The 21,480-nt window shown below is 65.2% G+C and carries 18 protein-coding genes; 9 read left to right on the plus strand and 9 right to left on the minus strand.

Translation table 11 applies throughout. From position 1 onward, the window contains the following. Entirely contained in the window at positions 1-927 is a 927-nt protein-coding gene (locus HBJ55_RS14620) for a peptidoglycan recognition protein family protein (RefSeq protein ID WP_167116340.1), read from the plus strand. 44 nt (positions 928-971) lie between these two features. Here the strand turns inward: HBJ55_RS14620 and HBJ55_RS14625 are convergent, their stop codons facing one another. Then, complete coding sequence (locus HBJ55_RS14625; protein WP_167116343.1) at positions 972-1,409, minus strand: hypothetical protein; 438 nt, start codon at positions 1,407-1,409, stop codon at positions 972-974. A 133-nt stretch (positions 1,410-1,542) separates the two neighbouring features. Between HBJ55_RS14625 and HBJ55_RS14630 the strand changes: the two genes are divergently transcribed. The 3 genes from HBJ55_RS14630 to HBJ55_RS14640 all read left to right on the plus strand — a co-directional run bounded on the left by HBJ55_RS14630 (position 1,543) and on the right by HBJ55_RS14640 (position 4,769). Continuing rightward, on the plus strand, positions 1,543-2,136 hold the full coding sequence (locus HBJ55_RS14630; protein ID WP_167116346.1) for a GNAT family N-acetyltransferase: 594 nt from the start codon (positions 1,543-1,545) through the stop codon (positions 2,134-2,136). Positions 2,137-2,380: 244 nt separating this feature from the next. Next, positions 2,381-4,102 carry a proline--tRNA ligase gene (locus HBJ55_RS14635; protein WP_167116349.1) on the plus strand — a complete coding sequence of 574 codons (1,722 nt, stop codon included), beginning with the start codon at positions 2,381-2,383 and terminating at the stop codon, positions 4,100-4,102. Between the two features lie 115 nt (positions 4,103-4,217). After that, a complete protein-coding gene (locus HBJ55_RS14640; protein WP_422674205.1) occupies positions 4,218-4,769 on the plus strand; it encodes a lytic transglycosylase domain-containing protein in 552 nt (183 codons plus the stop codon). A gap of 97 nt (positions 4,770-4,866) precedes the next feature. On the opposite strand, the gene ccoM is transcribed toward HBJ55_RS14640, so the two are convergent. The 3 genes from ccoM to rfaH all read right to left on the minus strand — a co-directional run bounded on the left by ccoM (position 4,867) and on the right by rfaH (position 6,234). Beyond that, positions 4,867-4,983 (minus strand): cytochrome c oxidase subunit CcoM, encoded by a 117-nt coding sequence (gene ccoM, locus HBJ55_RS22585; RefSeq protein WP_275951365.1) that lies wholly within the window; start codon positions 4,981-4,983, stop codon positions 4,867-4,869. Positions 4,984-5,140: 157 nt separating this feature from the next. Continuing rightward, on the minus strand, positions 5,141-5,647 hold the full coding sequence (locus HBJ55_RS14645; RefSeq protein ID WP_167116352.1) for an FKBP-type peptidyl-prolyl cis-trans isomerase: 507 nt from the start codon (positions 5,645-5,647) through the stop codon (positions 5,141-5,143). A gap of 44 nt (positions 5,648-5,691) precedes the next feature. Next, a complete protein-coding gene (gene rfaH / locus HBJ55_RS14650; protein WP_167116355.1) occupies positions 5,692-6,234 on the minus strand; it encodes a transcription/translation regulatory transformer protein RfaH in 543 nt (180 codons plus the stop codon). Positions 6,235-6,410: 176 nt separating this feature from the next. On the opposite strand from rfaH, the gene HBJ55_RS14655 reads away from it, so the two are divergent. Then, positions 6,411-7,778: an AmpG family muropeptide MFS transporter gene (locus tag HBJ55_RS14655; RefSeq protein WP_167116357.1), complete on the plus strand. Its 1,368-nt coding sequence runs from the start codon at positions 6,411-6,413 to the stop codon at positions 7,776-7,778. 9 nt (positions 7,779-7,787) lie between these two features. On the opposite strand, the gene HBJ55_RS14660 is transcribed toward HBJ55_RS14655, so the two are convergent. Together HBJ55_RS14660 and HBJ55_RS14665 are read right to left on the minus strand one after the other, a co-directional pair. After that, positions 7,788-9,605 carry an SEC-C domain-containing protein gene (locus tag HBJ55_RS14660; RefSeq protein WP_167116360.1) on the minus strand — a complete coding sequence of 606 codons (1,818 nt, stop codon included), beginning with the start codon at positions 9,603-9,605 and terminating at the stop codon, positions 7,788-7,790. An 88-nt stretch (positions 9,606-9,693) separates the two neighbouring features. Next, positions 9,694-10,938, minus strand: a complete 1,245-nt coding sequence (locus tag HBJ55_RS14665) for an ABC1 kinase family protein (RefSeq protein WP_167116435.1) — start codon at positions 10,936-10,938, stop codon at positions 9,694-9,696. 130 nt (positions 10,939-11,068) lie between these two features. On the opposite strand from HBJ55_RS14665, the gene HBJ55_RS14670 reads away from it, so the two are divergent. The 4 genes from HBJ55_RS14670 (at position 11,069) to HBJ55_RS14685 (ending at position 15,570) form a co-directional block, all read left to right on the plus strand. Beyond that, positions 11,069-13,000, plus strand: coding sequence for a DNA topoisomerase III (locus HBJ55_RS14670; protein ID WP_167116362.1), 1,932 nt, complete (start codon positions 11,069-11,071; stop codon positions 12,998-13,000). Between the two features lie 67 nt (positions 13,001-13,067). After that, on the plus strand, positions 13,068-13,973 hold the full coding sequence (locus HBJ55_RS14675; RefSeq protein ID WP_167116364.1) for a ketopantoate reductase family protein: 906 nt from the start codon (positions 13,068-13,070) through the stop codon (positions 13,971-13,973). Between the two features lie 172 nt (positions 13,974-14,145). After that, on the plus strand, positions 14,146-14,790 hold the full coding sequence (locus HBJ55_RS14680) for a hypothetical protein (protein WP_240936134.1): 645 nt from the start codon (positions 14,146-14,148) through the stop codon (positions 14,788-14,790). Between the two features lie 120 nt (positions 14,791-14,910). Then, positions 14,911-15,570 carry a peroxiredoxin gene (locus HBJ55_RS14685; RefSeq protein WP_167116370.1) on the plus strand — a complete coding sequence of 220 codons (660 nt, stop codon included), beginning with the start codon at positions 14,911-14,913 and terminating at the stop codon, positions 15,568-15,570. A gap of 79 nt (positions 15,571-15,649) precedes the next feature. Here the strand turns inward: HBJ55_RS14685 and ppc are convergent, their stop codons facing one another. From ppc to relA, 3 genes are read right to left on the minus strand one after another with little or no spacing between them, the layout of a single operon-like run. Next, positions 15,650-18,298 (minus strand): phosphoenolpyruvate carboxylase, encoded by a 2,649-nt coding sequence (ppc, locus tag HBJ55_RS14690; RefSeq protein WP_167116373.1) that lies wholly within the window; start codon positions 18,296-18,298, stop codon positions 15,650-15,652. Next, positions 18,295-19,206 carry a nucleoside triphosphate pyrophosphohydrolase gene (gene mazG, locus HBJ55_RS14695; RefSeq protein ID WP_167116375.1) on the minus strand — a complete coding sequence of 304 codons (912 nt, stop codon included), beginning with the start codon at positions 19,204-19,206 and terminating at the stop codon, positions 18,295-18,297. The genes ppc and mazG overlap by 4 nt, the downstream gene beginning before the upstream one ends. Next, positions 19,203-21,479 carry a GTP diphosphokinase gene (gene relA / locus HBJ55_RS14700; protein ID WP_167116378.1) on the minus strand — a complete coding sequence of 759 codons (2,277 nt, stop codon included), beginning with the start codon at positions 21,477-21,479 and terminating at the stop codon, positions 19,203-19,205. Before relA ends, mazG begins: the two co-directional genes overlap by 4 nt. Between the last annotated feature and the right edge of the window lies 1 nt (position 21,480).

Raw genomic sequence — 21,480 nt, forward strand, 5'->3', positions numbered from 1 at the left:
ATGACGCGCCGCTGGATCGCCGTACTGGGCCTGGCAATGGCAGGCGCTTGGCTGGCCGGCTGTGCCGCGCCGGAGCATCTGGAAAAGCGCGACGGCTACGTGGTGGACCACACCCACGTATCGCCCTCGCATGGCAGCCGTGTGCATCATCTTGTGCTGCACTACACCGATGTCGACGAGGCCGAATCGCTGGCCGTGCTCACAGGACCTCACGTCAGCTCCCACTACGTCTTGCCGATGCCGGCGCGGGAGCGCCGTGGCCAGCCGCTGGTCTACCAACTCGTCGACGAGTCTCGCCGTGCCTGGCACGCTGGCGCCAGCGGCTGGAAAGGCCGCCCCAACATCAACGACACCTCGATCGGCATCGAGATCGTCAATACCGGGCCCGACCGCCCCTACGCCGAAGTGGAACGGTTGCTGGAGGCGCATCCCGAGGCCGCCGCAGAGGTGAAGTGGGCGCCCTACCCCGACGAGCAGATCGAGGCGTTGATCGCGCTGTCGCGCGACATCATCGAGCGCCACGGTATCCACCCCACCAACGTGGTGGCGCATTCCGACATCGCGCCGACGCGCAAGATCGATCCCGGCCCCCGGTTTCCCTGGCGCGAGCTTTTTGATGCCGGCATTGGCGTATGGCCTGAGGCTGAAGTCGTATCGCGCTGGCAGGCTCGCTTCGAAGCAGAGGAACCACCCCTCGTCACTCTGCAGGAGGCGCTAAGCACCTGGGGCTATCCGCTGGAGGCAACGGCTGAGCTGGACCACCAGACGCGCGCAGTACTGCGTGCCTTCCAGATGCGCTTTCGCCCCGCCGACTACCGCGGCCGGCCGGACGCCGAGACGGCAGCCATTCTCTGGGCGCTGCTGGAAACGTATCGTCCCCTCGACCTGGAGCGGCTCGAGGGGACGATGAGGCAGTCGGAAGGTTAGCGGTTTGGCATCCTCGGGCTCGAGCTACCGTCGAGCCTGGCGAATTACATGGTCGCCAGCCGCTCCTGGTCGTTGATGCCGGCCATGCGCACCAGCGCCAAGGCCTCGTCGAGGCTTTCCACTTCTTCGACTCGTACCAGTTCGCTGTCCAGGCTGATCGCCTTGCCGGTCTTTTCGGAGAGCAGTCTTTCCAGGGTGGGTACGTCCATGCCCTCTTCCATCTGCAAGACATCGACGCTGGCGCTGTCGTGCGTACCAGGCAGGTAGATGGTGCCGTTGGAGAAATCCACGGCGTAGGCGATCACGCCCGGAACGATGAAGAACAGCAGGCCCACACCGTTGGCAATGGCGACTACCGGGTCGATTCGTCCACTCATCTGGCCCTTGCGCTCGGGATGGAAGACGGTACCGCAGCCCACCAGGGCGGTGATGAAAGCACCAAGCACCAAGCCGGTCAGGGCACGACGGATTCGGGTCCTCATGGAACGGATGCTCCGTAGAAAGTCAGCTTACCGACGCCGGACGATTGCCGCCCTTGGCGCCGCCATGGAGAATGGCGGGAGATTACCACAACGCCAACTAATACGAGCGTTTACATTGTTCACGGAGGCCGCCATGAGTGAAACGGTACTGAGTATCCGCCAAGGCAATGCGATCGAGCCGCGACTGGACGAACTGGCCCACCTGCGGATCACCGTGTTCCGCGATTTCCCCTACCTCTACGATGGCAGCTTCGATTACGAGGCCAACTACTTGCGCCGCTATGCCGAATGCCCCGACAGCCTGTTCGTACTGGCCGAGGATGGCGATGCCTTGGTGGGGGCCGCCACGGGCATGCCGCTGGCCGAGGACGTGGAAGAGTTTCGCACGCCGTTCGAGCAGGCCGGCTTCGATGTCGGCAGCGTGTTCTACTACGGCGAATCGGTACTGCTGCCGAGCTACCGTGGCCGTGGCATCGGCAAGGCCTTCCTCGCCGAGCGCGAGCGCCACGCGGCCAGACGCGGCTTTGCCACCGTGGCCTTCTGCGCCGTGGAGCGCCCCGACGACCATCCGCTGAAGCCGGAGGGCTACGTTCCATTGCACGGCTTCTGGCGCTCGCAGGGTTACGAGCGCCACCCGGAGCTCGCTACCACTTTCCGCTGGAAGGACATCGGCGAGCCGGAGGAAACCGACAAGCCGATGGTGTTCTGGCTAAAGTCGTTGGCATGATGATCGCTCGGAGCTGATCCGACGACAGGCCTGCGAGGAGGCGCTGTGAACCCATCCTTGGGCGCTACATTTGCCATCCATGGCAAATGACCTCCTCTTCGGCCTGTCCTCGGCGCTCCTCGCTTGCTCAGCAGCAGCCCGCTCTTTTGCTGCAATTCGTCGTTGGCCGTACAATGCCCCGAACGCCGCCCGTCGCGGCACGCCGACTCATGCCAAGCCCATGCTGGAAGGAAACGCCGGACCCATGCGCGCCACTCAACTGTTGATCGCCACTCTCAAGGAAACGCCTGCCGACGCCGAGGTCATCAGCCATCAGCTGATGCTGCGTGCCGGCATGATCCGCCGCCTCACCTCGGGCCTGTACACCTGGCTGCCGGTCGGCCTGCGCACCCTGCGCAAGGTGGAGAGGATCGTGCGCGAGGAGATGGACCGCGCCGGGGCCCAGGAGGTGCTGATGCCGGCGGTACAGCCCGCCGAGCTGTGGCAGGAGTCCGGCCGCTGGGAGCAGTACGGCCCCGAGCTGCTGCGCCTGAAGGATCGTCACGAGCGCGACTACTGTGTCGGCCCCACCCATGAAGAGGTGATTACCGACCTGATGCGCCGCGAACTCTCCAGCTACAAGCAGCTGCCGGCCAATTTCTACCAGATCCAGACCAAGTTCCGCGACGAGATCCGCCCGCGCTTCGGGGTGATGCGCTCGCGCGAATTCATCATGAAGGACGCCTACTCCTTCCACATCGACCAGGCCTCCCTCAAGGAGACCTACCAGGCGATGTACGATGCCTACGTACGGATCTTCACCCGCCTGGGATTGGACTTCCGCCCGGTGCTGGCCGACAACGGCGCCATCGGCGGCACCGGCTCCCATGAATTCCACGTGCTGGCCGACTCCGGCGAGGACGATATCGCGTTCTCCACCGAATCCGATTACGCCGCCAATATCGAGAAAGCCGAGGCGCTGCCCGCGCCGCTGGGTACCACACCTGAGCGAGCCGCACCCAGCGAGGAGCTGCGCCTGGTCGATACGCCCAACGCCAAGACCATCGCCGCCCTGGTGGAGCAGCACGGACTGCCCATCGAAAAGACCATCAAGACGCTGATGGTGCGCGCGGCCGAGGGCGGCCTGATCGCCCTGCTGGTGCGTGGCGACCACGAGCTCAACGAGGTCAAGGCCGAGAATCTGCCCGAAGTGGCCGCACCGCTGACCATGGCCACGGAAGAGGAAATTCGCGCCGTAGTGGGAGCCGGCCCCGGCTCGCTGGGTCCGGTAAACCTCGACATGCCGGTCATCATCGACCGCAGCGTGGCGCTGATGAGCGACTTCGGCGCCGGCGCCAATGTCGACGGCAAGCACTACTTCGGTATCAACTGGGAACGCGACGCGGCATTGCCCAAGGTCGCCGACATCCGCAATGTGGTCGAGGGCGACCCCTCGCCGGACGGCAAGGGCACGCTCTCGATCAAGCGCGGCATCGAGGTCGGCCACGTGTTCCAGTTGGGCAAGAAGTACTCCGAGTCGATGAACGCCACGGTGCTCGACGACAACGGCAAGGCAGCCCACCCCTGGATGGGCTGCTATGGCATCGGCGTGACCCGCGTGGTCGCCGCCGCCATCGAACAGAATCACGATGAGAATGGCATCATCTGGCCCAATACCATTGCCCCCTTCCAGGTCGCCCTGGTGCCCATGAACGCGCACAAGTCGCAGCGCGTGCGCGGGGAGTCAGAGCGGCTCTATCAGGCGCTAACGGCGGCAGGCATCGACGTGCTGCTGGACGACCGCGACCTGCGCCCCGGGGTGAAGTTCGCCGACCAGGAGCTGATCGGCATCCCTCACCGACTGGTGGTCGGCGACCGCGGACTGGACAATGGCGAACTGGAGTACAAGGGGCGGCGTGACAGTGAAGCGACCATGGTGCCTGCCGAAAGTATCGTCGAGTTCCTGCGCGAGCGGGCCGGGGTGTAATCGTCGGCTGGCCGCGGTGTTGTTGGTCGCGGCCAGCCTGCTTGGCACACAGCCAACTTCCGCGCGGGAGCAGGGCAAGGATACCGACGGTGAGGGATCGGGCTTTCTCGACGCCTTGCCCGTTGCCTTGCAATCTTCTCCCGCCCAGCGAGCACGGGTGGAACCCGATACACCCCCCTCGCTGCGCCAGACCCTCGATACGCTGGTCACTACGACGCCCTCGCCGGACCAGATATGGGCGGCACGCCAGTGGATGACCCAGATGGAGCCCAGGCTCGCACGCTTCGTGCGCGACGAGGCCCTGCGCGGCGAGATGCTGACCCGCATCTACCATGAGGCCCGGCTAGCCGGGCTGTCCCCCGAGATCATCCTCGCACTTATCCAGGTAGAGAGCGCCTTTCAGCCCGAGGCAGTGTCGTCTGCCGGCGCGGTGGGGCTGATGCAGATCATGCCGTTCTGGATTCGCGAGCTGGGCCGCAGTGCCGACGACTTGATGGACCCCTGGCTCAACCTGCGCTACGGCTGCACGATTCTCGCCCATTATCTGGCCGTCGAGCGCGGCGATCTCACCCGCGCACTGGCTCGCTACAACGGCAGCCTGGGCCAGACCTGGTATCCCGAGCGGGTGATGCGGGCCTGGACCGAAAACTGGTGGGTCGGACGCTGATACGGCGTGGCGAACAATCCAACAAAAAATGCCGGCCCAATTGGGCCGGCTACTGGGGGGAAATCCCCCCTCCCCTGACGACTTGCTACAGACTGGATCAGTGCTTGCGCTTGCGACGGTGGTCGCGGATCACGAAACCGACCCAACCTGCCATGAAAGCGACCATCATCGCGACGGTTACCAACCCAAAAACGACTGCATCATCCCAGTACATGGTGGTTCTCCCCGTCACCTGATGTGATGGGTTCACTCTAGCCGGATGATGCATATGGAATACTGACCTGCATCAAATTTCGCCTCGGCTGCGGCGAGTGCCGCGCAGCGAATTGACACAGGTCAGTTTTTCGAGCGGGCTCGAGCTTCTCGAGAGATCAGGGTGCCTTGCGGTCTTCGACCTGGGACGGTTCGACACCCGCGGGAAGCGGATGCCCCTTGGCCAGTTCGGCACGAGTCGCCTCGCGCACGTCGAGCACTTCCAGCGCATAACTCAGGGTGTGCCCGGCCAGTGGGTGGTTGGTGTCTATCACTACCGAATCATCACGCACCTCGAGCACCGTGACGATCTGAGGACCGTCGTCGCCGGGAGTCTGGAAGCGCATTCCAGGCGCCAGGTCGTCCTGGGGGAAGGCACCGCGACCGACCTCCTGGATCAGGTTGTCGTTGCGCTCGCCGTAGGCCTCTTCGGGCGGCAGCGTAACGCTCAATTGTACACCGGGCTCCTGGCCCGTCAGGGACCGCTCGAGGCCGGCCATGATGTTGTCGTGACCATGCAGGTATTCGAGTGGTTTGGCGCGTGCCTGCGAGTCGTCCAGCACTTGGCCCTGTTCGTCGCTGAGTACGTAGTGCAGGGTCACGACCCGCTGCGGAGCGATATTCATGGCGGTCTCCTTTGGTCGGTTGGCGAGGCGGGCGCCAGGAGGAATCATGTCCGCGGGCGTAGGTTCGCTACGGGCATCTCCAGCTGCTGCTGGCGATTGAGCAGGTTGAGCAGCACGATTGCCCGCTCGTCGCCCTTGTGGCTGGCAAAGACCGCCTGCAGATCCTTGAACGGCCCTTCGGTGATCTCTACCTTCTCGCCGGCGCGGAAATAGACGTTGGCGACGCTCTCCTGCCCCTGGGCGCCCTGCTCTCGCAGCATCGCAACCAGCTCGTCGTCGACCGGCAGCGGGCGGTCGCCGAAAGTGACGATCCGGAGTACGCCCCGAGTCGAGCGGATCGGTCGCCAGTTGCTGGCGATACGGTCGAGACGGATGAACAGGTAATGGGGAAACAGCGGCTCGTCCAGCCATACCAGCTTGCCACCGCGCTTCTTCTGCACTTGCAGAACGGGGTGGAACAGCTCGTAACCCTGGTTGGCCAGATGCTCCGAGGCACGGAAGGACTCCCCTCCCTTGCACTGAACGACGTACCAGCGCGGCAGGCTATCGTTCTCGTCGTCGATCGGCTGACGTTCGCTGTGGCTCATGAAGGCCTCCTACCGGGATATCCTGCTGGCATCGGTGCCGGGGCTCTGCAACAATCGAGCGGCCGGAATATAGGCCTCCTGGGCCGCCCACCTCCGCCGAGCGGTGGGCCATTCTAACACTGTTGCCGGCGGCGGGCCGCCCCCCGGCCACTGTTCATCAAGGAGTTTCGCCACGCATGACCATCCCTACCGCTCAGCGCAGTTGGGGAGCCGCATTTGCCATCTATCTTCGGGCTCCCGTGATCACCATGCTGTTCCTGGGGTTTTCAGCCGGCTTGCCATTCCTGCTGGTATTCTCGACCCTCTCTGCCTGGCTGCGCAGCGACGGTGTCCAGGTCGCTGCCATCGGCTTCTTCGCCTGGATCGGCATGCTCTATTCGATCAAGTTCTTCTGGGCGCCGGTGGTGGATCGCCTGGCCTTGCCGGGATTGACGCGCGTTCTTGGCCAGCGACGCAGCTGGATGCTGGTGGCCCAGGCCATGATCATCGGCGGCCTGGTGGGCCTGGCAAGCCTCGAACCACAGCAGAACCTGACGCTGGTGGCCGCTTTCGCCCTGTTGGTGGCCTTCGGCTCGGCCACCCAAGACATCGCCATCGATGCCTTCCGCATCGAGTCGGCGCCGGATGACATGCAGGCGGCCATGGCCTCGACCTACATCATCGGTTATCGCGGCGGGCTGCTGGCTGCCGGGGCCGGCGCCCTTTACGTGGCCGCCTGGCTCTCCTGGCAGGCCGCCTACCTGAGCATGGCGCTATTGGTCGGTGTTGGTGTGATCACGGTACTGCTACGTCCGGAACCCAAGCGCCTGTCGCTGAACACGCAACTGATCCATGAGCCCCGTGTGCGCGCCTTCATCCGTGCCAGCCGTGGCAAGCCGCGCCTGCTGCGCCGCCTGGGCGCCTGGCTGATCGGCGCCGTGGTCTGCCCATTCACCGATTTCATCACTCGACACCGACTCAAGGCGCTGTGGCTGCTGGTGTTCGTGGCCGTGTTTCGCATCAGCGACCTGGCCATGGCCTCTATGGCCAACCCCCTTTATATCGACATGGGCTTTTCGCTGGAAACCATTGCCAACGTCACCAACGTGTTCGGCATCGCCATGAGCATCGGTGGCGGCATTCTGGGCGGGCTGCTGGTGGCACGCTACGGTATCGGTCCGATCCTGGTATTGGGCGCGGCAGCGGCCACCCTGACCAACCTGCTGTTCGCTGCCCTGGCGCTGGCTGGCCAGAGCCTACCAATGTTGGTGATGGCCATCATCGGCGACAACCTGGCCAACGGCCTGGCCAGCGCGGTATTCATCGCTTTCCTGTCGAGCTTGACCTCGCGCGCCTACACTGCGACCCAGTACGCCCTGTTCTCGTCGCTGATGACGCTGCCGGGCAAGTTCCTGAGCGGCTTCGGCGGGCTAGTGGTGGAGGCACAGGGTTACGCCACCTTTTTCCTCATCTCCACGGCCTTGGGGCTGCCGGCCATCGCACTGGCTATCTGGATCAGCCGCGACAAGGAGCTGGTACCAACCCCCACTCCTCGCGCGGCTTGACAGGGTACCTCAACCGTCGATCTGTTCCTGCAGCCAAGCCAGGGCGCCCGGCGTGGCACGCCATTGGTCGCGCATCAGCGTGCGATACTGCCACGCCTCGGCGCGGGTGCCAGGCTCGGCGACGCTATCCGGACCCAGTTGCACCGGGCGGGTCTGCTCGGCGCAAAGCATGGGCAACGCATGTGGATTGTGGTGACGCACTTCGCGCAGCGCTTCGTTGGCCTCGTCGATGCGCTCGAGCCGAAACAACGCTAGCGCCCGACCCATGAGAAGGCCCAGCACTGGAGCGTCGTCGCGTCGAGTCTCGGCCACGGCCAAGGCTTCGCGGTTGCGCCCTTCGCGCAGCAGTTGGTCGAGCACCAGTTCCTGCAGGCCCAGGCTGTCCTGGTCATCGAGCGACAGCAAGCGTTCGGCCAGGCGTCGGGAACGCTCCCGGGCGCCCCGCTCCATGCCGACCACGAGCGCCAGACCGGTACGCAGCAGCACGGCGTTGTCGGCGCTGTCCCACAGGAAGGAACCCGCGCCCTCGTCGCGGACCCGTTCGAGCCAGCGCTCCAGACGATCGGCCAAGGGTTCGAACAGGCTCGGAGACATCCACGGCAGGCTGCCGAAGCGGCTGGTCAGGGCCAGGGTCAGCGACTCCACCACACGCGGCGAGTCGAGCCATTCGGGGTGGGCGCAGATTTCGCGCAGCCAGTCGCCGGCCTGAACCCAGGGGTCACCTTTGAGCCCCAGCGCGCTTTCGTCATCCACTTCCACCTGGAAGACCTTCTGCCAAGCGGCGAACAGGGTGTCCTCGCGGGCGCTGCTGTGATACTCCAGCTCCCCCGTGGCGGTGCGGTGCACGTCCAGACCGCGCGCCGTGGGCAGTTCCGACAGCAACTCCTGCAAGGCGGCCAGCGGCTCCGCCAGGTCCTCCTCGGCGTTGAGTAACTGATCGGCCAGGGTAGCGCCGGGGTTCTCCGCCAGGTCGGCCAGGAACTGCAACTGGTCGGGCTCCAGTTCGCCCTTGCGGGCCAGACGCCGGAACCAGAAGCGCGCCCGCTCGGCGGCTTCCTCTTCGTGCCCCTCGTGCAGCAGCAGCATGGCTTCGATATAGGCCAGGGTCGGCGAATCGGGCAGTGCCTGCTGGGCCCGCACGAAGGCCGAACGGGCGCTGTCGAGGTCGTCGTTGTCCAGATGCATCAGGCACAGCCGCTCCAGGGCCACGCCACGCAGGAAGAGCGGGCCGCGATCGAGCACTTCGTCGAGCAGTTCGGCGCGCTTGCGGATGAAGCCGCGCTCCTGGTAGAGGTCGATCAGCAGTTCGAAGGCGGGCTCGGCCTGGGTCGGCAGGCGCGACCAGTCGGCCCGCTGGAACAGCGATTCCAGGATCTGCTGGGCACGCCCTCGCTGGCCCGTTTCGGCGGCGATCAGCCCGGCCTCCAACAGGGCCTGGGCGGGAGCATTGCCGCTCTCCAGGGCCGCCTTGAGCGTCGGCCCCTTCCAGTCGCGCAGCGAGAGCATCCACATCAGGTGGTCGGGCACTTCGGCAGGCATCGAGACGGCCCCGCAGCAATGCTTGGTCTTGCGTCCGGAGTCGCACCAGCAGGGCTCGTTACGGCCCGGGCGTGCCAAGGGCTCGCAGGTAAAGCCGGCGCGTTCGAGCGGAGTCTGGCTCCACAGGATGGGTGCGAGTGCCTGGGCCATGGCCAGGTCGCCGCCCATCAGCACGGCACCCTCCTCACGCGCCCAGGCCATGAAGGCCGGGTAGCGCTCCTCCTCACGGATGGCTGCCAAGGCACCCGAAGCATAGCCCAGCAGCTGTTCCACCCATACTGCCAGCATCACTCTCTCCGCCAGTTCAAAAAGGCGCATATTGTAACAGGGAAGCGTGGTTCGATGCTGCACACAAGCCAGGCATCGCTGCATGGAATCATCGTCGCGCCCAGGCCAGCAGTGGGCGGGTGCGGGCATGCATGTCGAGGCGAGCCCCGAGGCGTACCAGGTTCCAGTAGTGCCCGTTCAACGTGCGTGACAACAGCAGCACGTCCGCCGGCGGCTGCAGGCGATCCATGGCAGCCCACACCTTGGGTGTAAGGTCGCGCAGGCGGCGATGCACCCGTACGTCGGAGAAGTCCTGTGGTCCAGGCTCGAACAGCGGCGCCACTGCCTCGGCGGATTCGCGATAGAGCGCCAGTGGCGCCCCGTGACCCTGGCGACCGCCCAGTCGGCGCAGGGCGTCGTCCATGGCCATGGGGTCAGCCGCGAGGGTGGCATCGAGCAACTGCATCGTCGCCTTCAGGTGCGCTTGGGGCACCGCGATCACCGCGCCAAGGTCATAGATCACCAGCCGGCCCTCGGCGTCGACGGCAAAGTTGCCGGCATGCGGATCGGCATGCAGCTCGCCGTAGGTGAAGAGCTCTTCGGTGAGCCAGTCTGCCAGGGTCGCGGCGACACGCTGCCGCACGGCGTCGTCCATCACTTCCAGCTCGCGCAGCGGCGTGCCTACCACATAGCGCATGGCCAGCACCCGCGGGCCGGAGAGCTCGACCAATGGCTCGGGAAACAGCAGCCCTTCCAGATGGGCATAGCGCTGCCGATAGCGCGTCAGTGCTAGGGCCTCGGCGTGGTAATCGAGCTCGCTGCGCAGGCTGGCGGCGAGCTCCTCGAACAACGCGTCCAGGCGCGTCTGGGAAACCTTGAGCCAGCGGCCGAGGCGCATGATGCGCCGAAGCTGGGCCAGGTCGCTCTCCAGCACTTCGGCCAGGCCCGGGTACTGCACCTTGAGTACCAGCGTCTCGCCATCCTGGGTCACGGCACGATGCACCTGCCCCATGGAGGCACTGGCGAAGGGCCGGGGTTCGATCTCGCGAAAATGGACGTCCAGCTCGCCGTACTGCTCGACCAGGGTACTTCGTATGCTTTCCCATGGCATGGGCTCGGCCTGACGCTGCAGGCGTGCCAGCTCGTCGGCAAGATCCGGCGGCAGCAAGTCGTCCCATTGGGCCATGATCTGAGCCAACTTCATGGCCGGCCCCTTCAGCTCGGAAAGCCCTTCGAAAAGCGCCTCACCCAGCGCGCGCCAGTCGGCCTCGCCACCGAGCCGGCTGCGCAGCAGGGTGCCGCCGGTACGCGCCCCGAGACCAAGCAGCCGTCGCGTCCTTCCCCGCTCCCGCATGTTGGCGCTCTCCACTCTGTCGTTTTTCCGTCTTGGCATTGTACAGCTCGTCGCACTTTCGGACCCTGGCCATGTCGATCGATTACTGTAAGAATATCCATAAATGACTCGACTGCAGCGGAAAGGTGACATGCGCCTGATCATCGCCGAAAAACCCAGCCTGGCCCGGGCCATCGCCGAGGCCCTACCGGGCGGGGCACGCCGTGAAGACGGCGCGCTTCACGCCGGCGAAACCGTGGTGACCTGGTGTTTGGGTCACCTGCTGGAGCAGGCACCACCCGACGCCTACGATCCCGCTTTCAAGCAGTGGAGGCTGGATCACTTGCCGATCCTGCCGACGCGCTGGCAACTCAGCCCCCGGCCCAAGGCCAGGGGGCAACTCGCCGTCATTCGCAAGTTGCTCAAGCAGGCGCGAGAGGTGGTACATGCCGGCGATCCGGACCGCGAGGGGCAACTGCTGGTACAGGAAGTGATCGAGTACCTGGGCTGGAAGGGGCCCGTGTCGCGACTGCTGGTCAGCGACCTCAATCGGCCCGCGGTACAGCGTGCTCTAGCGCGGCTGGAGGACAACGCCTGCTTTCAGCCCCTCTACCGTGCCGCCGAGTCGCGCTCACGTGCCGACTGGCTGTACGGCATCAACCTGACCCGTGCCTGGACCCTGACCGGTCGACAGGCCGGCCATGACGGCGTGCTCTCGGTGGGCCGGGTGCAGACCCCGGTACTCGGGCTGGTGGTACGCCGCGACGCCGAGATACGCGATTTCAAGCCTTACCCCTTTCATGTGCTGTGGGCCGACCTGGCGGTTGCCGGCGGCCAGTTGCGTGCCTGGTGGCAGCCCGGCGAGAACCACCGGCTCGACGAACAGGGCCGCCTGCTCGAGCGCGCTCCGGCCGAGGCGCTGGCAGCGCAATTGCCCGGCACCGAGGGTAAGCTGACCTCGCTCGAGTCGCGCCAGAAGCGTCAATCCGCCCCGCTGCCCTATTCGCTTTCGGCACTACAGGTAGACGCTGCGCGGCGCTTCGGGCTCTCGGCCCAGGCCGTACTGGACATCTGCCAGCGCCTCTACGAGCGCCACAAGCTGATCACCTATCCGCGTTCGGACTGCCGCTACCTGCCCGAGGAACACCTGGCCCAGGCGCGCTCCACGTTGGAGAGCGCCTGCGGCAGCGACGACACCCTGCGCGGCTGGCTGGCCGGAGCCGACTTCTCGCTGCGCTCCAAGGCGTGGGACGACAAGAAAGTGGGTGCCCATCATGCCCTGGCACCCACCGGCAAACCGGCCGAACTCGAGCGGCTTGAGCGCGCCGAGGCCGACGTGTACCGCCTGATTGCGCGCAACGTGCTGGCGCAGTTTTATCCACCGCTGGTCGTCTGCGAGGTGAAGGCGGAGTTCACCCTTCAAGGCGAGTGCTTTCGTGCCGGCGGCCAGGAGATGCTCCAGCCGGGCTGGAAACCGCTGTTCACCACCCGCGAGGAAGCTCCACCGCTGCCGCCTCTCACGGAGGGCGAAGGCTGCCGGGTCACAGCATGCGAAGTCGAGGACCGCGAGACACGCTCGCCGGAGGCCTTCACCGACGCCAGCCTGATCAAGGCGATGATGAACATTGCCCGCTACGTCGACGACCCCGTGGTCAGGCGCACGCTGCGCGAGCACGACGGACTGGGCACCGAGGCGACCCGCGCCGGCATCATCGAGACGCTGATCGAGCGCGGCTACCTGGTACGCCAGAAGAAGTCGCTGCGCGCTACTCGGCTGGGCACGGGCCTGATCGCCTCGTTGCCCGAGGCCGCGTCCCGCCCGGAGCGTACGGCCCTGTGGGAACAGAGGCTGACGGCCATCGCCGAGCGTGACGACGATCCGGCCCCCTTCCTTGCCTCGCTGATCGAAGATTTGCATGGCCTGCTGGGCAGCGCCGACGCGAATCGCCTGCGTCAGGCCATGGCCACCGCCCAGGGCGAGGCCGCTGCAGCCGTATCGAAGCGACGCGGGGCGGTTGGCAAGAGTCGACGCGGCCGCGGCGCTACGGGACGGACTCGCCGCAAACAGCGCACAAAGGCGTGATCCCGCGGGCTGGCATCAGGCCACCGGGCATCGGTATGCTGATCCTGTCCGATGACCAAGGCACACCATGAACGACCAGACCCACTTGATCGTCGGCCCCGGCGCCCTGGGCCGGCTGCTGGCCATGTACCTGGCTGATGTCGTGCCGGTGATGCTGGCCGGCCGACGCACGCTGCCTGCCGAGCAGACCCTGACCACAGCGGAAGGCACCTGCCGCTCCCGCCAGCTTGCCGCGCTCGAGGTCGACCGCCTGCCGCCCGAGACGCCCGCCTTTCTTCACCTGACAACCAAGGCCTATGCCGCCGAAGCCGCCTACGAGGCCGCCATGGCCCGGTTGTCCGGCACGCCGACGCTGGTGCTGTGGCAGAACGGCTATCAGGTACAGCCCGGGCTCGACCGCCGCCATCCGGGCCCGGTACTGTGCGCCTCGACCACCGAAGGTGCCTGGGTCAAGGGCGATAAAGGCGTGACCCATGCCGGTCGCGGCCTCACGTATATCGGCGACCTCGCCCATCGCCATGCGCCGCTCTGCCACGAGCTGGCCGCACTCTTCGGCCAGGCGGGGCTGGCCGCCAAAGCAGTCGACGACATCGAGACCCGGCTATGGCACAAGCTGGCGGTGAACGCCGCCATCAATCCGCTGGTGGCCCGCTTTCGCATTCGCAATGGTCAACTGCGCGACCGCCCTTTCCGTCCCATGGTGGAGCGTATCATCGAGGAAGTCGCCACGATCATGACCGCCGAGGACATCGTACCTCCGGCATTGGGCTGGCATGCCCTGGTATGGCAGGTGGTCGCGGCAACCGCCAACAACCGCGCCTCCATGTTGCAGGATGTGATAGCCGGGAGACCCACCGAACGCGAGGCCATCCTTGGTCCCCTGCTGTCCACTGCCCATCGGCACGGCATCGCCACTCCCAACCTGAGTGAGCTCGACCGCTTCCTGGCAGGAGATGTGCATCCCCAGCGTTGAGGAGCCGCCTGGCGGTCACGGTCCCCGGCTGCTAAGCTCTTGTAGTTGGCTTCGTACGCCCGAGCTAGGCGCAGATTTCGCTTCCACTCGATTTCTGTTGGGCGAAGCTGAACCGCATCGCACAGGGAATGGGTCAGGGAACATGAGAGCGTGTTTCAGAGGTGCCATCAGCATGGCTGCCGGTCTGATGCTACTGCCACTCGTGGCCATGGCAGAGACGAACGCGTCTCACGGCGAGAGCATGCCCCTGCACAGCGAGCCTGCCGCCTATACCGAGGCCTCTCGCGACCTGCTGGCTTCCTTGACACTTCCTTCCTTGAACAGGCCCTCCTACGCCAGCAGAACCAGCGACTTGATATACCTCGATAATGGCGTCGTGCTGGAAGGCGGCGACCTCGAGACGATCGATGGTTATACCTCGGGCTTCCGCTTGACGGCGGGCTTCTCGCCGGTGAACCTGCCGCAGCTCGACCTCGGTGCCGAATTCACCTACCGCGAGAGCGACGAGGTCCCGACCCGTTATTCCGATCAGGCGCTGCTGGTCAATACCACCACACTGGGCGGAAGCCTGGTGGCTGGGGTGCGCATGGGCCAACTCGGGTTCTACGCCAAATCGGGCTTCGCCGAGTGGGAGGGTGATCCGGTTACCCAGAGCGAGCCGCTCTACATGGCGACGACCGGCACCGCCCGCATCCAGGGATTCGGTGCACGGCTACAGCACAACCGCCTGGTGAGCCGGCTGGAATTCGAGGAGATCGATGCCCCCAGTATGGCCCACCTGAATCTGATCACGGCTTCGCTCCACTTCGCATTTTGACGTGACCGAGCCTGCCACTGCACTCGGCGAAGCGCCTCGTTCAAGCATGTTCTATATTCAAGCAGCGCTGCATGACATCATGCGGCCTTCACATGAACTCAGGATCCTGGAGTCACCACGATGAGTCTCAGAATCGGCGACATCGCGCCAGATTTCACAGCGCAAACCACACAGGGAACCTTGAACTTCCATGAATGGATCGGCGACAGCTGGTGCATTCTCTTTTCGCACCCCAAGGATTTTACGCCGGTATGCACCACCGAGCTTGGCTACATGGCCAAGCTCAAGCCCGAGTTCGACAAGCGCAACACCAAGATCATCGGCCTTTCGGTGGACCCGGTGGACAATCACGCCGCCTGGTCCAAGGATATCGAGGAAACCCAGGGCACGGCGCCCAACTATCCGATGATCGGCGACGACAAGCTCGAGGTCGCCAAGCTCTACGACATGCTGCCAGCCGAGGAGACCGGCAGCGCCGAGGGCCGTACCCCGGCTGACAATGCCACGGTACGCTCGGTATTCGTCATCGGCCCGGACAAGAAGGTCAAGGCGATGCTGGTCTACCCGATGACTTCAGGTCGGGATTTCAACGAGGTAATGCGCCTGCTCGACTCGATCCAGCTCAATGCCAAGCATACTGTGGCCACGCCGGTGAACTGGCGGCCCGGGGACGACGTGATCATTCCTCCCGCGGTCAGCGACGAGGAAGCCAAGCAGAAGTACCCGGAAGGCTTCACCACCATCAAGCCCTACCTGCGCACCGTCAAGCAGCCTCAATAAGCTCGCTTGCGCTGCCACTCTCATGAATCGCCCCGGCCAAGGCCGGGGCGTTCCTGTCTGAGGGTAGCGCAGTAACTTTTCAGCCCGTATTGCGCAGGCCTGCGGCAATCCCCGCCATGGTCACCATCAGGGCGCGCGAAAGCTCCCCGCTGATGGCACCGTCGGCGTCACGATTACGCTGCAGCAGTTCGGCCTGCAGCCCATGCAGCGGGTCGATATAGGGATTGCGCACCTCGATGGCCTGGCGGATCAACGGCGTCTGTTCCAGCAACTGCGGCTGGTCGAGAATCTCCAGCAAGACCGACTGCAGCTTGGTGAAGCGCTGGCGCAGTTGGGTGCCAAGCTCCTTGAGCGCGGGCTCGTCGACCAGGCGCTGCTCATAGTAAGAGGCGATGCCCACGTCACCCTTGGCCAGCAGCATCTCGAGCATGTCCAGGTAGGTACCGAAGAAGGGCCAGCGGTCGCGCATCTCGCGCAGCACCTCAAGGCCGCCCTCTTCTTCCATGCGCGTGGAAAAGGCTTCGCCACTGCCAAGCCAGGCCGGCAGCATCAGGCGAATCTGGGTCCAGGCGAAGATCCACGGAATCGCGCGCAGCGTCTCGACACCACCATCCTGGCGTCGTTTGGTCGGGCGCGAACCCAGCGGCAGATGCCCCAGCACACCCTCGGGCGTCACCGCGCGGAAGTAGGGCACGAAATCGGGATCCTCGCGCACTACACCGACATAGGCACGGTGCGCGATCTCGGCCAGGCGGTCCATCTCCTCGCGCCAGCGAGGCTCGGGTGCCGGCGGGGGCAGCAGGCTCGCCTCCAACACCGCGCAGGCGTAGATCTCCATGGAACGCAGGGCGATATCCGGCTGACCGAATTTGAAGCGGATCATCTCGCCCTGCTCGGTGACGCGTAGGCTACCGTTCACCGAGCCTGGCGGCTGCGACAGGATGGCCGCATAGGCCGGGCCGCCGCCGCGGCCCACCGCCCCACCGCGGCCGTGGAACAGGGTCAGGTCCACAGCGTGACTGCGGCACACCTCCACCAGGCGCTCCTGTGCGCGGTACTGGGCCCAGGCCGCCGCCAACTGACCGGCATCCTTGGCCGAATCGGAGTAGCCGATCATCACTTCCTGGCGCTCGCCGACCAGCGCTCGGTAACCCGGCAATGCCAGCAACCGGTCGATCACGTCGCCGGCGCGATTGAGATCGTCGAGGGTCTCGAACAGCGGGGCGATGGGCAGCGAGACGACGCCCCCCACTTCCTTCATCAGCAGCGCGACCGTCAGCACGTCGGAGGGCTGAGCGGCCATGGAGATGATGTAGGTGCCAAGCGCCTCGGACTGTTCGCTGGCGATGACCATGAAGGTGTCGAGCACCTCGCGGGTCTCGGCCGAACACTCCCAGCGCCGCGGAATCAGTGGCCGGCGAGACTCGAGTTCGGCGAGCAGGAAAGCCTGACGCTGCTCCTCGCTCCAGTCGCGGTAGTGGCCAAGCCCGAGCGCATCGGTGAGCTCCTCCATGACCATGGCATGGCGGCTCGCCTCCTGGCGGATGTCGAGCTTGGTCAGGGTCACGCCGAATACCGCGACCCGACGCAGGGTGTCGAGCAACGCGCCGTTGGCGATGGTGTCGAGGCCGACGTCGCACAGCGAACGGTAGCAGGTCAGCAGCGGTGCGTAGAGCTGGTCGCTGCTCTCGATGATGGGGCCGCCTTCATAGGTACGCCCGTCCAGTTGGGCCTTGGCCCAGTCACGCGTCGCCTCGACCCGCTGCAGCAGGCGCTTGAGCAGCTCGCGGTAGGGCTCGGCGACGTTGCCGACTTCGGCCCGCAGGGCACTGTTGCATTTCCACATCGAGAGCTCAGCCTTGAGCTGCTCCAGGTCGCGCAAGTAGAGATCCGCCGCCATCCAGCGCCCCAGTAGCAGTACTTCGCGGGTCACTCGTGAGGTGACGTTGGGGTTGCCATCCCGGTCGCCTCCCATCCACGAGGCGAACACGAGCGGCGCGGCATCCAGCGGCAAGCGTTCACCGGCGGACTCCAGCAGCAGGCTGTCGAGGTCACGATGGAAGGCCGGTACCGCCTGCCACAGCGAGTTTTCGATCACCGCGAACCCCCACTTCGCTTCGTCCACCGGCGTGGGACGCTCGTGGCGAATCTCGTCGGTGTGCCAGGCCTGGCTGATCAGTTCCTCGAGGCGTCCACGGGCACGGCTGGCCCGCTCGGGATAGTCCAGTGAAGATTCGATGACGGTCAGGCACTCGTCGATGGCATCGTACTTCTGGATCAAAGTGCGTCGGATGACCTCGGTGGGGTGAGCGGTCAGCACCAGCTCGACGCGCATGCTGGCCAGGCTCTCGACCAGCTTGCGCGGTGCGTGACCGGCATTGCGAGCACGCTGCAGCAGCTCGGAGAGCACCGGCTGCGAGCCGGGTTTGTAGTCCTCGACGCGGCGGAAGCGAGCCCGATAGTGTTGCTCGGCAATGTTGGCAAGGTTGAGGAATTGATTGAAAGCGCGGGTCACCGGCAGCAGGTCGCGATCGGGCAGCTTGCGCAGGTACTCGATCAGCTCACGACTGCTCTGTCCGTCCCCCTGCCGGCCGCTCTTGGCCAGCCCACGAATGGTCTCGATGCGATCGACGAAACCTTGGCCCAGATCATCGGCGATGGTTCGGCCCAGGCTGTCGCCGAGGATACGTACGTTGTCGCGTAGGGATTCGTGCAGATCGCCGCTCATAGCCGATCTCCTCCTGAAGACGATTCGGAATGTTCAGCTGACGTTTCGTATACGGGACTCTCGAGCCGCTTGGCCTCCTGCCAATGGCGCTCCATGGTGGCCAGATTGACTTCGCGGGTGGTCATGCCGCCTTCGGCCAGGGCCGCCTCGACATGGCGGAAGCGCCGCTCGAACTTGGCATTGGTGTCGCGCAGGCATCGCTCGGGATCGGCCTTCAGCGTGCGGGCCAGGTTGGTCACGGCGAATAGCAGATCGCCCACTTCTTCGGTGGCATGAGCGCGATCGCCCTCGGCCAGGGCCTGCTCGACCTCGTCGAGCTCTTCGCGAATCTTGGCGATCACGCCGGTGGCGTCGGGCCAGTCGAAGCCTACCCGGGCGGCGCGCTTGGAGAGCTTGGCGGCACGCGACAGCGCCGGCAGCGTGCGCGGCACGTCGTCCAACACCGAAGCGGGGACCGTATCGGCGGCGCGTCCGGCGCGCTCGTCGGCCTTGAGCGCTTCCCAGCGGCTGTTCACGTTTTCAAGTTCAGCCTGGCGAGCCTCCACCTGCTCGGCACCGACGCCTGGGGGACGACGCGATTCCAGGGTGCCGTCGGGAAAGACATGCGGATGTCGGCGCACCATCTTGGCGGTCAGCGTATGCACCACGTCGTGAAAATCGAAGCGCTCTTCCTCGGCACCGAACTGGCTGTAGTAGACCACCTGGAACAGCAGGTCACCGAGTTCCCCCGGCAGCTCGTCGAAGGCGCGACGCTCGATAGCATCGGCGACTTCATAGGCCTCTTCCAAGGTATGCGGCACGATGCTGTCCCAGTCCTGCTTGATATCCCACGGGCAGCCCTGCCCGGGATCGCGCAGCACGGCCATCAGCGTCAGCAGGTCGTCGATGCCGTGTCGGATCTCGCTCATGTGCTGCTCCCCTTGTGCTTCATCCCCTTGGCACCCGTGCGCAAGCGCTGGACCTCGATCACGTTGGACAGCTGCTGGATGCGTGAAAAGAGCCTGCCCAGCGTCTCCAGGCCATCGACCTCCACGGTGATGCGCATCCGGGCGATGCCGTCGCTGGTATCGGTCAGTGTATTCACCGACAGGACGTTGACCTTTTCATTGCTCAGGATACCCGTAACGTCGCGCAGCAGGCCGGAGCGGTCCCAGGCCTGGATCTCGATCTCCACCGGATACTGGGTGCGGGCACGCTGGCCCCACTCCACCTCGATCACCCGCTGCGGCTCGTCGATACGCAGCTGCAGAATGTTGGGGCAATCCTGGCGATGCACGGTGACGCCCCGGCCCTGAGTGATGAAGCCGACGATCGGCTCGCCGGGTACCGGATGGCAGCAGTTGGCCATGCTGGTCTTGAGATTGCCCACGCCCAGCACGGTGATATCGCTGGTGGTGCCCTTGCCCTGGTCGCGCCGCGGCTTGGCCAGCAGGCGGTCGAGCTGCTCCTGATCGTCGGTCTCGCCGAACAGCTGCTGAGCCTGGTGCAGCACCTGGCCGATACGCAGGTCGCCCGCCCCCAGCGCGGCGTACATGTCCTCGGGGTTCTGGTAGTTGACCTTGTGCGCCAGGGTATCGAGATCCATGTCCTCCACGTCGAGGCGCTTCATCTCGCGGTCGAACAGCGCCTTGCCCTCTTCCACGTTCTGCTCGCGGGCCTGATGCTTGAACCAGGACTGAATCTTGGCGCGTGCCCGCGAGGTGCGCACATAGCCAAGACTGGGGTTGAGCCAGTCGCGGCTGGGCCCGCCCTTGCTGGCGGTAAGGATCTCGACCTGCTGGCCCGTCCTGAGCTTGTAGGTGAGCGGCACGATGCGGCCGTCGACCTTGGCCCCGCGGCAGCGGTGGCCGACTTCGGTATGCACGCGGTAGGCGAAATCGATCGGCGTGGCGATACGCGGCAGATCGATGACGTGGCCGTCCGGCGTGAACACGTAGATGCGGTCCGGCGCCACGTCACTCGAGAGCCCTTCGCGCAGGTCGCTGAAGTCACCGACCTCGTCCTGCCATTCGAGCACCTGGCGCAACCAGGCGATCTTCTCCTCGTAACTGGAGCTCTTGCCGCCGGTATCGTGCCCCTTGTAGCGCCAATGGGCGCAGACGCCGAGTTCGGCCTCGTCATGCATGGCGAAGGTGCGAATCTGAATCTCGAGGACCTTGTTTTCCGGCCCCAGCACGGCAGTGTGCAGCGACTGATAGCCGTTCTTCTTGGGGTTGGCGATGTAGTCGTCGAACTCGTTGGGCACGTGGTGCCAACGCGAATGAACCAGCCCCAGCACGGTGTAGCAGTCGGCCACTTCCGGCACCAGGATGCGCACCGCACGCACGTCGTTGACCTGGGAGAAATCGATGCGCTTGCGCTTCATCTTGCGCCAGATCGAATAGATGTGCTTGGCGCGCCCGTTGACCTCGTACTGGATGATGCCCTGCGCCTCGAGCATGCCCTTGAGCACTTCCACCACGTCGTGGATGTAGCGATCGCGGTCCAGGCGCTTCTCGGCCAATTGGCGCGCGATCGCCTTGTAGTCGTCCTCGTGCAGGTAGCGGAAGGAGAGATCCTCGAGTTCCCACTTGACCTGGCCGATGCCGAGGCGGTGGGCCAGCGGCGCATAGATGTCGAACACCTCGCGGGCGACCTGCAAGCGCTTCTCGCGCGGGGCGTCCTTGACCTGGCGCAGCGCGCAGGTGCGCTCGGCGATCTTGATCAGCGCCACGCGCACGTCGTCGATCATGGTCACCAGCATCTTGCGCAGGTTGTCCTGCTGGTCATGCTGGACCAGCCCCTGGCTGGGGACCTGGGCATTGCTGATGGCCGCCATCTGCAACACCCCCTCGATCAGATGCGCCACTTCCCTGCCGAAGCGCCGGGCCACGGCATCCACCGAGACCAGCCCCTCACGCACGGCGCGATAGAGCACCGCCGCTTCGAGCGCCGGCTGGTCGAGCTTGAGCTGGGCCAGGATGTCCGCCATCTCCAGGCCCATGCGATAAGTCGTGTCCCGAGGCAGCCAGGCCTTGTGGGGACGGTCGGCTTCCTGCGCGAGGCGCCTGGCCTGTTCACAGGCCTCATGCATTTCACCGGGATCGCGCAGCTTGACGTCTTCCTGAAGGCGCTCCAGCCAGTGACCGATATCGACGTCACCATTGTCTGTCAGTGGCTGATCGTCGCGAACTTTCACCATC

The organism is Billgrantia bachuensis, from assembly GCF_011742165.1.
Lineage (GTDB): Bacteria > Pseudomonadota > Gammaproteobacteria > Pseudomonadales > Halomonadaceae > Halomonas > Halomonas bachuensis.

What these genes read in the sequence shown, in the direction of transcription:
- HBJ55_RS14620 (WP_167116340.1), top strand. Translation starts at nt 1, where the DNA reads ATGACGCGCCGCTGGATCGCCGTACTGGGCCTGGCAATGGCAGGCGCT.
- HBJ55_RS14625 (WP_167116343.1), bottom strand. Translation starts at nt 1,409, where the DNA reads ATGAGGACCCGAATCCGTCGTGCCCTGACCGGCTTGGTGCTTGGTGCT.
- HBJ55_RS14630 (WP_167116346.1), top strand. Translation starts at nt 1,543, where the DNA reads ATGAGTGAAACGGTACTGAGTATCCGCCAAGGCAATGCGATCGAGCCG.
- HBJ55_RS14635 (WP_167116349.1), top strand. Translation starts at nt 2,381, where the DNA reads ATGCGCGCCACTCAACTGTTGATCGCCACTCTCAAGGAAACGCCTGCC.
- ccoM (WP_275951365.1), bottom strand. Translation starts at nt 4,983, where the DNA reads ATGTACTGGGATGATGCAGTCGTTTTTGGGTTGGTAACCGTCGCGATG.
- HBJ55_RS14645 (WP_167116352.1), bottom strand. Translation starts at nt 5,647, where the DNA reads ATGAATATCGCTCCGCAGCGGGTCGTGACCCTGCACTACGTACTCAGC.
- rfaH (WP_167116355.1), bottom strand. Translation starts at nt 6,234, where the DNA reads ATGAGCCACAGCGAACGTCAGCCGATCGACGACGAGAACGATAGCCTG.
- HBJ55_RS14655 (WP_167116357.1), top strand. Translation starts at nt 6,411, where the DNA reads ATGACCATCCCTACCGCTCAGCGCAGTTGGGGAGCCGCATTTGCCATC.
- HBJ55_RS14660 (WP_167116360.1), bottom strand. Translation starts at nt 9,605, where the DNA reads ATGCTGGCAGTATGGGTGGAACAGCTGCTGGGCTATGCTTCGGGTGCC.
- HBJ55_RS14665 (WP_167116435.1), bottom strand. Translation starts at nt 10,938, where the DNA reads ATGCGGGAGCGGGGAAGGACGCGACGGCTGCTTGGTCTCGGGGCGCGT.
- HBJ55_RS14670 (WP_167116362.1), top strand. Translation starts at nt 11,069, where the DNA reads ATGCGCCTGATCATCGCCGAAAAACCCAGCCTGGCCCGGGCCATCGCC.
- HBJ55_RS14675 (WP_167116364.1), top strand. Translation starts at nt 13,068, where the DNA reads ATGAACGACCAGACCCACTTGATCGTCGGCCCCGGCGCCCTGGGCCGG.
- HBJ55_RS14680 (WP_240936134.1), top strand. Translation starts at nt 14,146, where the DNA reads ATGGCTGCCGGTCTGATGCTACTGCCACTCGTGGCCATGGCAGAGACG.
- HBJ55_RS14685 (WP_167116370.1), top strand. Translation starts at nt 14,911, where the DNA reads ATGAGTCTCAGAATCGGCGACATCGCGCCAGATTTCACAGCGCAAACC.
- ppc (WP_167116373.1), bottom strand. Translation starts at nt 18,298, where the DNA reads ATGAGCGGCGATCTGCACGAATCCCTACGCGACAACGTACGTATCCTC.
- mazG (WP_167116375.1), bottom strand. Translation starts at nt 19,206, where the DNA reads ATGAGCGAGATCCGACACGGCATCGACGACCTGCTGACGCTGATGGCC.
- relA (WP_167116378.1), bottom strand. Translation starts at nt 21,479, where the DNA reads ATGGTGAAAGTTCGCGACGATCAGCCACTGACAGACAATGGTGACGTC.